Origin of the sequence: Amycolatopsis rhabdoformis, from assembly GCF_035918295.1 — a bacterium.
GTDB lineage: Bacteria > Actinomycetota > Actinomycetes > Mycobacteriales > Pseudonocardiaceae > Amycolatopsis > Amycolatopsis rhabdoformis.
In genome coordinates this window covers 5,291,076-5,303,063 of sequence record NZ_CP142149.1, presented here as the reverse complement: position 1 = coordinate 5,303,063, position 11,988 = coordinate 5,291,076, and the positions used below count along the sequence as shown (strand labels likewise).

Below are 11,988 nucleotides of genomic sequence, written 5' to 3'. Positions count from 1 at the left end.
CAGGCGTAACGTGGAGGGGAGCCGGGGGTCGCGAGGCTTCCGGCCGGGGCCCCCGGCACTTTCCTCCCCCTCGTGGTGCCGGGGGTTCCGCTATTCCGCGGACGGTTCGCCCTGGATCAGCGGGAACACCTCGCCGATCAGCGTGACCAGCGATTTGCTCAGCAGCGTGTGCACCTGGTCGCGGCTGAGCGCGTCGCGCACGAGCCACTCCCGCCCCGCGGCCTTCACCATGCCGGCGAACGCGCGCACGGCCGCGTTCAGCTCCTCGCCGTGCTCGCTGTCGCGCGAGAGCCCCACGGCTTCCAGCACCCGGTCGGCCGACTCGCGGTCGGCCTGCTCGAGGATCCGGTCGACCTCCGGGTCACGCCCGATGCCCTCGGGTGCGATCGCGGCGAGCCACGTCTTCTCCTGCGAGCGCACCATGTCGAGGAACCAGTCGATGGCCACGTCGGCGCGCAGTTCGAGCGGACCCTCGGGCAGGATCTCGATCGCGAGCCGCGGCACGGTGAGCGCGCGCCGCACGATTTCCAGGTACAGCTCGCGTTTCGTGCCGAAGTAGTGGTTGATCAACCCCCGCGCGACCCCGGCGGCCGCGGCGATGTCCGAAGTGGACACCGCCGAGTAGGGCCGTTCGCCGAACAGGCGCGCCGCGCAGGTGTAGATCTGTTCTCTGCGCTCGTCCGGTTCCAGTCTCCGCCATTTCGGCGCCGGTTCCGTATTCATACGTAATATTTTCGCATGATCGGTTCAGCAGGGCCGAGCGATCCACGGCGATGTCGCGCGCCGGGACACCATCGGTTGGCTACCGTCCGGTACGGGTTGACTGACGCGCAAGTCAGCCGCGGCGAAACTCAGTCCGGCAGCTCGATCGGGGCCAGATCGTCGAACAGGTCACCGGGACCGGGGTTGGCGGGCGCCGACTCGCCGCCGAAGTGGTGCTGCACGCCCCACACCGCGTTGAGCGCCGTCTGCACCGCGCCCTCGGCCCAGCCCGCGGTCCACGAAACGTCGTCGCCGGCCAGGAACAACCCGCGGTAGCGCTCGGGCAGCGCGTCCTGCTTGAAGTGCGTGAACAGCCGGTACTGGTAGCGGTAGTGGCCGGGCAGGTTCGCCTTGAACGCGCCCATGAAGTGCGGTTCCGCCTCCCACGACACCGTGACCGGGTCGCCCACCAGGTGCTTGCGCACGTCGACGCCGGGGTAGATCTCGCGCAGCGACTGCAGCATCACCTCCACGCGCTCGGACACGCTGAGCGGCAGCCACTTCAGCGAATCGTCGGCCCAGGTGTAGGAAAGGCAGATCACGGCGGGCTTGTCCGGATCGTCGCCGAGCAGGTAGGTACCACGCGGCATCCGGTCGGTCAGCGTCATGCTCATGGTGTCGCGCCCGGTCACCGGGTCGCGGTCGAGCCAGAACGGGCGGTCCACCGGCACGAAGACCTTCGAGGACTCCATGTAGTGCGTGCGCTCGATCGCTGTCCAGTGGTCGATCGGGAACAGCGCCTCGTCGCATTCGATCTTGGACAGCAGCATCCAGCTCTGCGCGGTGAACACCGCGGCGCGGAAGGTGCGGATGTGGCCCGACGCGTCGGTCACGGTCACGTTGTTCGGCGCTGTGCGGTGCAGCCGCGTGACGCCCGGGCGCGGCCGGCCGTCCTCGTGCAGCGTGGCGAGGCTCGTGCCGGCGGGCCAGTGCGCGAGCGTTTCCGGGGCGTGCTCCCACAACCGCAGCGGCAGTTGCCGGCTGCCGCCCGTGATGCTGCGGTGCTCGTCGTCGGCGCCGGTGTACACCACGCGCAGGATCTCCAGGATGGAGTTGGGGAAATCGGTGTCCCAGCCGCCGGTGCCGAAGCCGACCTGGCCGAAGATCTCGCGGTGGCGGAACGACGCGAACGCCGGCGAATCGCACAGGAACCCGTAGAACGTCTGGTTGTCCAGCCGCGGCACGAGCTCGTTCCACACACGCTTGATCGTTTTCGCGTCCCGGTCCCGGATCGCGGTCTGCATCTCGGCGAACGACGCGTGTTCGTCGAGCGTGCGCTGCCACGCCTTCGCGACCTCCGAGAACACGGCCGGCAGATCGTCCGGCGTGCGCGCGTAGTGGCTCTGGCCCTTGAGGTCCACGACCGTGCTCGAGGTCGCGTCCGCGAGCGGGTTCGGGAACGGCGAGGTTTCGAGGCCGACTTTGTCGATGTAGTGGAACAACGCGGTGGAGGCCGGCGGGAAGCGCATCGCGCCCATCTCCGCGACCACGTCGTCGGGCAGGCCGGGGAAGTGGTGCGTGCGCAGGCGGCCGCCGAGCTCGGCGATCTCGTAGACCACCGGCCGCAGCCCGAGTTTCATGAGCTCGTACGCGGTGACGATGCCGGACAGTCCGCCGCCGATCACGGCGACCTCCGTGCCGTGGTGCTCGGCCGGAACGGTGCCGAGGCCGGCCGGGTGGGTGAGGTAGTCGTCGTAGGCGAACGGGAAGTCGGGGCCGAACATGGTGATCGGACGCCCGGCCGGCTCGTCCGTGGGGATCGCGGTCGGGACGGCGGAAGTCATGCCGGGGGTCCTTCGGTCAGGGAGCGGTACAGGGCGGGCCGGCGGTCGGCCAGGTAGGTGTTCGGCGGTTGCGTGAACACGGTGCCGTCGATTTCGGAGATCAACAGCTCGGGGCCTTCGCCGGCCTGGGTCGTCGTGCCGTCGGGAGCGGCGACGGTGGAGCGGCCGCAGTAGGACAGCTCGCCTTCGACGTCACAGCGGTTCGCGTACACCACGTACAGCTGGCTTTCGTACGCGCGGGCCGGCACGAGCGTGTCGGCCACGAACTCGTACGGCCGCATCAGGGCGGTCGGCACGAGCAGCACCTGTGTGCCGGCGAGGGCGTGGACCCGGACCAGCTCAGGGAACTCGACGTCGTAGCAGATGAGCAGGCCCACGCGCAGGCCGTCGAGGTCGGCCTGCACCACGGGTTCGGTGCCGGCGGAGAACTGGTCGCGGTCGAGGTCGCCGAACAGGTGCGTCTTGCGGTAGTTCGCGAGCCGCTCTCCTTGCGCCGAAAGGAGTTGCGCCGAGTTGTACACGGCGTCGCCTTCGCGTTCGGGGTAGCCGTAGACCAGTGCGACGCCGTGGTGCCGGGCCAGCGCGGCCAGCTCCTGCGCCAGAGGTCCGTCGGCCGGCTCCGCGCGCTCGGCGACCGCGGCGGCGCCGATGGCGTACCCCGTGGTGATCATCTCGGCGCTGACCACCAGCGTGGCCCCGCGCTCGGCCGCGGTGGCGAGCGCGGCGGGCAGTTCTTCGTACGGCGCCTGGTGCACGGCGACGATCATTTCGCCACCGCCAGCCGCGAACGCCGAATGCCGTAAGCGAAGTACAGCACCAGCCCGAGCAGCATCCAGCCGCCGAACACGACCCAGGTGGCGCCGTCGAGGCTGAACATCATGTACGCGCAGCAGGCGACGCCGAGAATCGGCGTGACCGGGGAGAACGGCACGCGGAACGTGCGCGCGTCGTCCGGGCGGCGCCGGCGCAGCACGAGCACGGCGATGTTGACCAGGCCGAAGGCGAACAACGTGCCGATGCTGGTGGCGTCGGCGAGCTTGCCGAGCGGCACGAACGCGGCGAGCACAGCCACGAAGCCCGAGACCACCAGCGTGTTCGTGCGCGGCACACCGGTCTTCGGGTGCACTGTGGACAGTGCCTTCGGCACGAGCCCGTCGCGGGACATGGCGAAGAGGATGCGCGTCTGTCCGTAGAGGACGGTGAGCACCACGCTGGAGATGGCCACGATGGCGCCGACGGCGAGCACCCCGGCCCAGAACGGGCTGTCGAGCACCGAGCTCAACACGTGGGACAGGGCCGCCTGCTGGTCGTCGAACTGCTGCCACGGCAGCGCCCCGACCGCCGCCACGGCCACCAGGCAGTAGAGCACCGTGACGATGCCGAGCGACAGCAGGATCGCCCGCGGCAGGTCACGCTGCGGGTTGCGCGCTTCCTCGCCGGCGGTCGACGCGGCGTCGAACCCGATGTAGGAGAAGAACAACTTCGCGCCACCCGCGCTCATGCCCGCCAGCCCCAATGGCAGGAACGGCGTGAAGTTCTTCGCCCGCACCGCGGTGAACGCGATGGCGCAGAACAGCACCAGCGTCGCGATCTTCACCACGACCATGATCGTGTTGGCCCGCGCGCTTTCCTTCGCGCCCGAGAGCAGCAGCACCATCGCCAGCAGCACCACCACGATCGCGGGCAGGTTCACCAGCCCGCCGTCGCCCGGCGGCCCGCTGAGCGACTCCGGCAGCGCGACGCCGAAGGCGATCTGCAGCAGCTCGTTCACGTACTGGCCCCAGCCGACCGCGACCGAAGCCACGGACACGCCGTACTCGAGCACCAGGCACCAGCCGCAGACCCACGCCACCAGCTCGCCGAGCGTGGCGTAGGCGTAGGAGTACGACGAGCCCGACAGCGGGATCATGCCCGCGAGCTCGGCGTAGGACAGCGCGGAGAACAGCGCCGTGATGCCGGCGAGCACGAACGAGAGCACCACGGCCGGGCCGGCCACCGGCACGGCCTCGCCGAGCACCACGAAGATTCCGCTGCCCAGCGTCGCGCCGATGGACAGCGTGGTGAGCTGGCCCAGGCCGAGCGAGCGCTTCAACGGCCCGTGGCCGGCCTCGGCCACCAGGTCCGCGACCGGCTTGCGGCGCCAGAGGGCAGAACCGATCCCGGTGCGGGTCGGGGTGGACGTCACCTGGCTTCTCCTCGTCGTCGAGGCCTGCGCTGAAGATCGAACGCCCGTCACGGTATCGATCGAAGTGTGCCCCGAAAACTGGAAAACGTTGCGCGTTCGGTGGAAAACCAGGTGTTTTCTTGCACTTTCACCGTGAGAAACGGTGATCTGTTCAATCGGTGGTGGCGGCTTCCCGCAGCTCGGCCTGCGCGGACGCCCCGGCAACGCCACCACGGCCTGCCGCGACGGTTTCCGTCGCCGCGCCTGCTCGGGGTGCACCGTCTTGGCCGGCACCGTCTTGGCCGGCGTCGTCTTGGGCAGCAGCGTCTCGGGCAGCACTGTCTTGGGGAGCGCCGCCTTCGGCAGAACCTTCGCCAACAGCACCGTCGCCGGCCGGGTCCTCGCCGGCCGGCAGCAGCAGCGTGAAGGTGGGCGGGTGCGGGCTCGACAGCCGCAGCCGGCCGCCCTCCGCCTCGGCCAGGCTGCGGGCCAGCCGCAACCCGATGCCGTGCCCCGGCGGCGCGCTGCGGGCCAGGGTGAACGGGTCGAGGTCACCGAGGTCGGGGCCGGCGTCGGTGACGTCGATGGCGAGCGCGGCCCCCGCGTCGCGCGCGACCACGGTGACCTGACCGCGGCCGTGGGTGATCGCGTTGTCGAGCAGCACGGCGAGCACCTGGCGCACGGCCGCCGCCGAAGCCCGCACCACCGGCGGGTCCTGCACCTCGACGCGCATCCCGCGGCCGTTGAGCAGGGCGGAGCCGGCGCGGTGCAGCTCGTCGAGCACGGCGGCGAGGTCGAGTTCGGCACGCGGGGCGCGGCGTTCGCGCGACAACGCGAGCAGGTCGTCGATCGTGCGTTCCAGCCGGTCGGCCGAGCCGATGCCGGCGCGGATCGCCTCGTACGGGTCGGTGTCCGGCGTCTCGAGCGCGGCCTCGAGCTGCAGCCGCAGGCCGGCGAGCGGCGTGCGCAGCTGGTGCGACGCCTCGGCGGAGAAGGCGCGCTCGCGGTCGAGCGTCTCGGCGATCCGCCCGGCCGTGAGGTCGAGCGCCACGCCGACGCGGTCGATCTCGGGGATGCCCGCTCGCGGCGCGCGTGCGGTGAAGTCGCCTTCGCCGAGCCGGGTGGCCGCCGTGGACAGCTCTTCGAGCGGGCTCGACAGCCGGCCCGCGATGCGCCGCGCGATGAGCCAGCTCGCGGCGACCGCGGCCACGCCGAAGCCGGCCATGCCGAGCCAGGTCAGGCCGACGCGGCGCAGCAGCACGGTGTGCGGCATCGCCGCGCGGACCACGCCGGCGAGCCGCGCGCCGTCCATCACCGGCACCGCCAGCACGTCGTTGTCGTCGATCTGCCCGGACGCCACGTCGATGTCGGCGCCGGACACTTGGCGCACCACCGCGTCGGCGAGTTCGGGGCCCTGGCCGGACACGAGGCGGCCCTGCGGGTCGTAGATCCCGACGGTCGCGGTGTCCTGCACCGGCTGACGCGGTACGCGGCCGGCGGCCAGCGCGTCGGACACTTCCAGTGCGGTGCCGTCGGCGGCCCGTTCGAGGTCGGAGCTGGTGTCCTCGCGGAAGTACCACAGCGCGGCGACCGCCAGCGGCAGGCCGAACAGCACCGTGGCCACCACGGCGGCGAGCACCGTGAGCGTGACGATCCGGCGGCGCACGCGCTAGGCCTCTTCCAGGCGGTAGCCGTGGCCGCGCAGGGTCGCGATGCGCGGCACGTCGGCCGGGTCGGGCGCGGCCTCCGAGAGCTTGCGGCGCAGGGCCGCGATGTGCACGTCGAGGGTTTTCGTGGAGCCCTGCGTGTAGCCGTCCCAGACGTCGGCCATCAGCCGCTCGCGGCTCACCGCCACGCCCGGCTGCTCGGCCAGGCGGGCCAGCAGGTCGAACTCGCGCGCCCGCAGGTCCACCTCGCGGCCGCCGATGGCCGCGCGCCGGCCGGCCGCGTCGACCACGAGCGAGCCGATGGTGACCACCGGCTCGGCCGGGTTCGACGGCGCGCCGCGGCGCAGGTGCGCGCGCACGCGCGCGAGCAGCTCGCCGAGGCGGATGGGTTTGGTGAGGTAGTCGTCGGCGCCCGCGTCGAGGCCCACGACCACGTCCATCTCGTCGGCCCGCGCGGTGAGGATCACCACCACCGCGCCCGGCATGCTCGTGCGCAGGCGGCGGCACACGTCCACGCCGTCGAGGTCCGGCAGGCCCAGGTCGAGCAGCACCAGCTCGGCCCCGGGCTCGGCCAGCGCGCTGCGGCCGTCGCGGCACCAGCGCACCTCGTGGCCGTGGCGGGCGAGCGACGACTCCAGGACGCCGCCGATCGTCGCGTCGTCCTCCACCACCAGCACCTTGGCCACGGGGGCAGCCTAACCAACACCCCGCCCCGATCGGGACGGGGAAATCGGCGAACCCCCTCGGCGTCTACAAAGGACGGTGCGGGCGCTTCGGTCGGGCGGTGCTCTCGCGCAGCACCACCTCGGCGCCCAGGCGCACCGTGCGCGGCCGCGTGCCCGAGGCCTTGAGCGCCAGGTCCATCGCGCGTTCTCCCAGCTGTTCCAGGGGAAGCGCCACGGTCGTGAGGGCCGGCGTGAGGTCGCGCACCACGGGGATGTTGTCGAATCCGGCCACCGACACCTCGCCCGGCACCGACACCCCGGCCTCGCGGAACGCGGCCAGCGCGCCGATCGCCATCAGGTCTGTGACAGCGAACACGCACGTCGGCCGCCGGCGCTTCGGCCGCTCCAACAGGCGCTTCGCCGCTTCGTAGCCGCCGTCGCGGTCGAACGTGGTTTCGAGCACGTCTTCGTCGGACAGCGGCACGCCGTGGGCGGCGAGTTCTTCGGCGAAACCGTCGACCCGGTCGCACACCGTGGTGAGCCGCGCGGGCCCGGCCAGCACGGCGAACCGCTTGTGCCCCAGTCCCACCAGCGCCTTCGCCAGCGCGGCCGCGCCGCCGCGGTTGTCGGGCAGCACGGTATCGACCTTCAGGCCGCGGTGCCGGCTCACGGCCGCGACCTGGCCGCCCACGCGGCGGTACGGGTCGAGCTCGGCCGCCATCGCGCGTTCCCACGAGCGGTCCTCGAACGCCGACCCGATCAGCACGATCGCCGACGCGCGCTGCGCCCGCAGCGCCGAGACGTACGCCACTTCCCGGTCGGGGTCGCGGAACGTGTCGGCCAGCATCACGAGCAGGCCGTTGCCGTTGGCGACCTTCATCACGCCGCCGGCGACCGCGGAGAAGTACGGATCGGACACATCGTGACAGATCACCCCGACCGTCCGATGTGTCCCTCCGGCGAGTGCCTGCGCGTGTGCGTTCGGTGCGTACGCGAGCTCACTCGCGGCCGACATCACGCGGTCGCGCAAGTCGGTGCGGACGGACGCGGTGCCGTTGAGCACCCGCGACGCCGTGGCAAGTGACACGTCGGCGCTTTGTGCCACGTCGGCCAGGGTCACGTGTGGCCCGGACTTCATCGCTCCTCCATGGTGGTTCCTCGGGCATAGTGGCCCCATGCTCGGTCTGTACCCGGAAATCGAACCCTACGACCACGGGATGCTGCCGGTGGGCGATGGCAACGTAATCTACTGGGAGGAGTGCGGGAACCCCGCGGGCAAGCCGGTGGCGTTCCTGCACGGCGGTCCCGGCGGCGGCGCGTCGGCGCGGCACCGGCGGCTGTTCGACCCCGAGCGGTACCGGATCGTGCTCTTCGACCAGCGCGGATGCGGGCGCAGCACCCCCCACGGCAGCACGGCCGAGGCCGATCTCTCGGTGAACACCACCTGGCACCTCGTGGCCGACCTGGAACTGCTGCGCACCGACCGCGGCATCGACCGGTGGCAGCTCTTCGGTGGGTCCTGGGGCAGCGTGCTTGCCCTCGCGTACGCCGAGCAGCACCCGCACCGTGTGAGCGAACTCGTGCTACGCGGGGTGGCGACCCTGCGCGTGAAAGAGATCCAGTGGCTCTTCGGCGGCGGCGCCGCGTGCCTGTTCCCCGAAGCGTGGTCGCGGTTCCTCGCGCCGGTGCCGTACGCGCGGCGCAGCGAGAACCTCGTGGAGGTCTACCACGAGCTGCTGCACCACCCCGACCCGGAAGTGCACGGCCCGGCGGCGATCGCGTGGAGCCGGTGGGAGGGCGAGACGGTGAAGTACACGCCGCAGGAGGAAGTGGTGTCGGCGTTCACCGAACCGGAGTTCGCGCTCGCCATCGCGCGGATCGAGAACCACTACTTCCGCCACGGCGGCTGGCTGGCCGAGGACCAGCTGATCCGCGAGGCCGGGAAGCTCGCGGGCATCCCGTGCGTTCTCGTGCAGGGAAGGTACGACGTGGTCACCCCCGCCACCACGGCGTGGGAGCTGGCGCAGGTACTGCCCGGAGCGGAGCTGAAGATGATCTCCGACGCCGGGCACGCCTTCGACGAGCCCCGGATCCTGCACGAGCTGATCAGCACCACCGACCGGTTCGCGGCACGCTGGGGCGAGCACGAGTTCGACGATCTGAGAGGACAGACACGGATGCTTTTCGGTGACGAGCACGTCCGCCGCTACGAGGAGACCGACGGCGAGGTCGGCCACGAGTGGAAGCCGGGTGTGCCGACGCTGGTCCTGACCACCAAGGGCCGCAAGAGCGGCGAGGACCGCAAGTTCGCGCTGATCTACCAGGAGGTGGACGGCAACCCCGTGATCGTCGCCTCCAAGGGCGGCGCGCCGAAGCACCCGGGCTGGTACCTCAACCTGGAGGCCAACCCCGAGGTGGGTGTGCAGGTGCTGGCCGACAAGTTCACGGCGCGGGCCCGCACGGTGTCCGGCGACGAGCGCGCCAAGCTGTGGGACAAGCTCGCCGAGGTGTGGCCGGACTACAACGAGTACGCGAAGAAGACCGACCGCGAGATCCCCGTGGTGGTCCTCGAGCGGGTGTGATCCACGCCGCGTCCGGGCCCCTGGGCCACCGAGCCGGGTGGTCTTCGGCTACGAATTACGCTCATGGCCCTGCGAAACCGGACGCGTGACCGCTGGACCCCGCTCGAGCACGAGGGGGAGCTGCTCACTTTTCGCCAGATGGAGGCCTACGGCCGGCGCTTCGCCCGCGCCGGCCGTGGTGCCTGGTACAGCTTCGCGATCGAGGTGGTCTGGCAGTTCCTGGTGCTGTTCAGCCGCTTCCGCGTGCGGGGCTCGCGCCACATCCCGGCCTCGGGCGGGGTGCTGGTGGCCTCGAACCACCTGTCGTTCGCCGACCCGACCACGCTCACGGCGTTCTGCCTCGCCGCCGGACGCGTGCCGCGGTACCTGGCCAAGTCGAGCCTGTGGGACCTCCCGGTGGTCGGCTCGGTGATGCGCTCGGGCAAGCACATCCCGGTGTACCGGGGTGCGGCCACGGCGTCGGACGCCTACCGCGACGCCGTGAAGTCCGTGGCCGCGGGCGAGTGCGTGACGATCTTCCCCGAGGCGACCTTCTCGTCGGACCCGGCAGGCTGGCCGATGAAGGGCAAGACCGGCGCGGCCCGGATCGCGCTGGAAACCGGCGTGCCGGTGGTGCCCGTGGCCAACTGGGGCACACACCATCTGCTGCCGCCCGGGGCCTGGCTGCCGCACGGGGTGCCGCGCAAGACCGTGTCGCTGGTGGCGGGGCCGCCGGTGGACCTCGCGGACCTGCGTGACGCCGAGCTGACCCGGGAAGTGCTCGAGGAAGCGACCGCGCGGATCATGCGGGCGATCACGGAGCTGCTGGCCGATCTGCGGGGCGAAACACCGCCCGTTCCCGACCCTCGCTGACCGGGTGCGGGGCGAGCACCGTCACCCCGCCTTCGTGGCCCGTTCGGGGTAATTTGGAAGGTATGAGTGCACACTATGACGTCGTGGTCCTGGGGGCCGGGGTCGGCGGCTACGTGGCCGCCATCCGCGCCACGCAGCTCGGGCTGAGCGCGGCGGTCGTCGAGGAGAAGTACTGGGGCGGGGTCTGCCTCAACGTCGGCTGCATCCCGTCGAAGGCGCTGCTGCGCAACGCCGAGCTCGCCCACACCGTGAAGGAAGAAGCCGCCACCTACGGCATCTCCTCCGACGGCGAGATCCGCTTCGACTACTCGGCCGCCTACGAGCGCAGCCGCAAGGTCGCGGACGGCCGCGTCAAGGGCGTGCACTTCCTGATGAAGAAGAACAAGATCACGGAGTACGACGGCCACGGCACGTTCGTGGACGACCACACGCTCGAGGTCAACGGTGAGCGCATCACGTTCGACCACTGCGTGATCGCCACCGGCGCCACCGCGCGGCTGCTGCCCGGCACGTCGCGCAGCGACCGCGTGGTGACGTACGAGGCACAGATCCTCGAGAGCGAGGTGCCCGACAGCATCGTGATCGCGGGCGCCGGCGCGATCGGGGTGGAGTTCGCGTACGTGCTGCGCAACTACGGCGTGGACGTGACCATCGTCGAGTACCTCGACCGCATGGTGCCGCTCGAGGACGCGGAGGTGTCGGCGGAGCTGGCCAAGCGCTACCGCAAGCTCGGCATCAAGGTGCTCACCGGCACGAAGGTCGAGGCCATCGACGACTCGGGCGCCAAAGTACGCGTCACGGTGTCGAAGGACGGCAAGCAGGACGTGCTCGAGGCCGACAAGGTGCTGCAGGCCATCGGGTTCGCGCCCAACGTGAAGGGCTACGGCCTGGAGAACACCGGCGTCGAGCTCACCGAGCGCGGCGCGATCGCGGTGGACGGGCGCGGGCGCACCAACGTGCCGCACCTGTTCGCGATCGGCGACGTGACCGCGAAGCTGATGCTGGCCCACGCGTCGGAGTCCATGGGCATCGTGGCGGCCGAGACCATCGCCGGCGCGGAGACCATGGAGCTCGACTTCGTGATGATCCCGCGCGCGACCTACTGCCAGCCGCAGATCGCCAGCTTCGGCTGGACCGAGGCCCAGGCCCGCGAAAAGGGCTACGACGTGCAGGTCGCCAAGTTCCCCTTCACGGCCAACGGCAAGGCCCACGGCCTCGGCGACCCGGGCGGCTTCGTCAAGATCCTCAGCGACGCCAAGTACGGCGAGATCCTCGGTGCGCACCTCATCGGCCCCGACGTGACCGAGCTGCTGCCGGAGCTCACGCTGGCGCAGCAGTGGGACCTGACGGTGCACGAGGTGGCCCGCAACGTGCACGCCCACCCGACCCTGGGCGAGGCGGTGAAGGAAGCGATCCACGGCCTGGCCGGCCACATGATCAACTTCTGAGGTTTCTCCCGGCGCCGGATCGTCCACTGCGGACGGTCCGGCGCCGTGCTGTCCCGGGTCGGTG

Annotated in this window: 10 protein-coding genes and 1 pseudogene; 4 read left to right on the top strand and 7 right to left on the bottom strand. The window is 71.1% G+C overall.

Annotated elements, in window-relative coordinates:
• Positions 1 to 90: 90 nt before the first annotated feature.
• The 7 genes from VSH64_RS24175 to VSH64_RS24145 all read right to left on the bottom strand — a co-directional run bounded on the left by VSH64_RS24175 (position 91) and on the right by VSH64_RS24145 (position 8,180).
• The gene (locus VSH64_RS24175; RefSeq protein ID WP_326564948.1) at positions 91 to 723 is read right to left on the bottom strand and encodes a TetR/AcrR family transcriptional regulator; all 633 of its coding nucleotides are present in this window, start codon (positions 721 to 723) and stop codon (positions 91 to 93) included.
• Positions 724 to 851: 128 nt separating this feature from the next.
• Entirely contained in the window at positions 852 to 2,546 is a 1,695-nt protein-coding gene (locus tag VSH64_RS24170) for a flavin monoamine oxidase family protein (RefSeq protein ID WP_326564947.1), read from the bottom strand.
• Positions 2,543 to 3,313, bottom strand: a complete 771-nt coding sequence (locus VSH64_RS24165) for a carbon-nitrogen hydrolase family protein (protein ID WP_326564946.1) — start codon at positions 3,311 to 3,313, stop codon at positions 2,543 to 2,545. Before VSH64_RS24165 ends, VSH64_RS24170 begins: the two co-directional genes overlap by 4 nt.
• Positions 3,310 to 4,731, bottom strand: coding sequence for an amino acid permease (locus VSH64_RS24160; RefSeq protein ID WP_326564945.1), 1,422 nt, complete (start codon positions 4,729 to 4,731; stop codon positions 3,310 to 3,312). The genes VSH64_RS24165 and VSH64_RS24160 overlap by 4 nt, the downstream gene beginning before the upstream one ends.
• Positions 4,732 to 4,882: 151 nt before the next feature.
• Positions 4,883 to 6,376 (bottom strand): sensor histidine kinase, encoded by a 1,494-nt coding sequence (locus VSH64_RS24155; RefSeq protein WP_326564944.1) that lies wholly within the window; start codon positions 6,374 to 6,376, stop codon positions 4,883 to 4,885.
• A 3-nt stretch (positions 6,377 to 6,379) separates the two neighbouring features.
• Complete coding sequence (locus tag VSH64_RS24150; protein WP_326564943.1) at positions 6,380 to 7,063, bottom strand: response regulator transcription factor; 684 nt, start codon at positions 7,061 to 7,063, stop codon at positions 6,380 to 6,382.
• A gap of 64 nt (positions 7,064 to 7,127) precedes the next feature.
• Positions 7,128 to 8,180 (bottom strand): LacI family DNA-binding transcriptional regulator, encoded by a 1,053-nt coding sequence (locus tag VSH64_RS24145; RefSeq protein WP_326564942.1) that lies wholly within the window; start codon positions 8,178 to 8,180, stop codon positions 7,128 to 7,130.
• A 37-nt stretch (positions 8,181 to 8,217) separates the two neighbouring features.
• Here VSH64_RS24145 and pip point away from each other — a divergent pair.
• The 4 genes and pseudogenes from pip to lpdA form a co-directional block, all read left to right on the top strand.
• Positions 8,218 to 9,156: pseudogene (gene pip, locus VSH64_RS24140) on the top strand (prolyl aminopeptidase); the annotation flags it as partial.
• 63 nt (positions 9,157 to 9,219) lie between these two features.
• Positions 9,220 to 9,624: a nitroreductase family deazaflavin-dependent oxidoreductase gene (locus tag VSH64_RS48615; protein WP_456062103.1), complete on the top strand. Its 405-nt coding sequence runs from the start codon at positions 9,220 to 9,222 to the stop codon at positions 9,622 to 9,624.
• A 63-nt stretch (positions 9,625 to 9,687) separates the two neighbouring features.
• Positions 9,688 to 10,476 (top strand): lysophospholipid acyltransferase family protein, encoded by a 789-nt coding sequence (locus VSH64_RS24135; RefSeq protein WP_326564940.1) that lies wholly within the window; start codon positions 9,688 to 9,690, stop codon positions 10,474 to 10,476.
• A gap of 62 nt (positions 10,477 to 10,538) precedes the next feature.
• Positions 10,539 to 11,924, top strand: a complete 1,386-nt coding sequence (gene lpdA, locus VSH64_RS24130; protein ID WP_326564939.1) for a dihydrolipoyl dehydrogenase — start codon at positions 10,539 to 10,541, stop codon at positions 11,922 to 11,924.
• The last annotated feature ends 64 nt before the right edge of the window (positions 11,925 to 11,988 follow it).

Coding starts and splice junctions, on each gene's coding strand:
- VSH64_RS24135 (WP_326564940.1), top strand. CDS start 9,688: ATGGCCCTGCGAAACCGGACGCGTGACCGCTGGACCCCGCTCGAGCAC.
- VSH64_RS24145 (WP_326564942.1), bottom strand. CDS start 8,180: ATGAAGTCCGGGCCACACGTGACCCTGGCCGACGTGGCACAAAGCGCC.
- VSH64_RS48615 (WP_456062103.1), top strand. CDS start 9,220: ATGCTTTTCGGTGACGAGCACGTCCGCCGCTACGAGGAGACCGACGGC.
- VSH64_RS24170 (WP_326564947.1), bottom strand. CDS start 2,546: ATGACTTCCGCCGTCCCGACCGCGATCCCCACGGACGAGCCGGCCGGG.
- lpdA (WP_326564939.1), top strand. CDS start 10,539: ATGAGTGCACACTATGACGTCGTGGTCCTGGGGGCCGGGGTCGGCGGC.
- VSH64_RS24175 (WP_326564948.1), bottom strand. CDS start 723: ATGAATACGGAACCGGCGCCGAAATGGCGGAGACTGGAACCGGACGAG.
- VSH64_RS24165 (WP_326564946.1), bottom strand. CDS start 3,313: ATGATCGTCGCCGTGCACCAGGCGCCGTACGAAGAACTGCCCGCCGCG.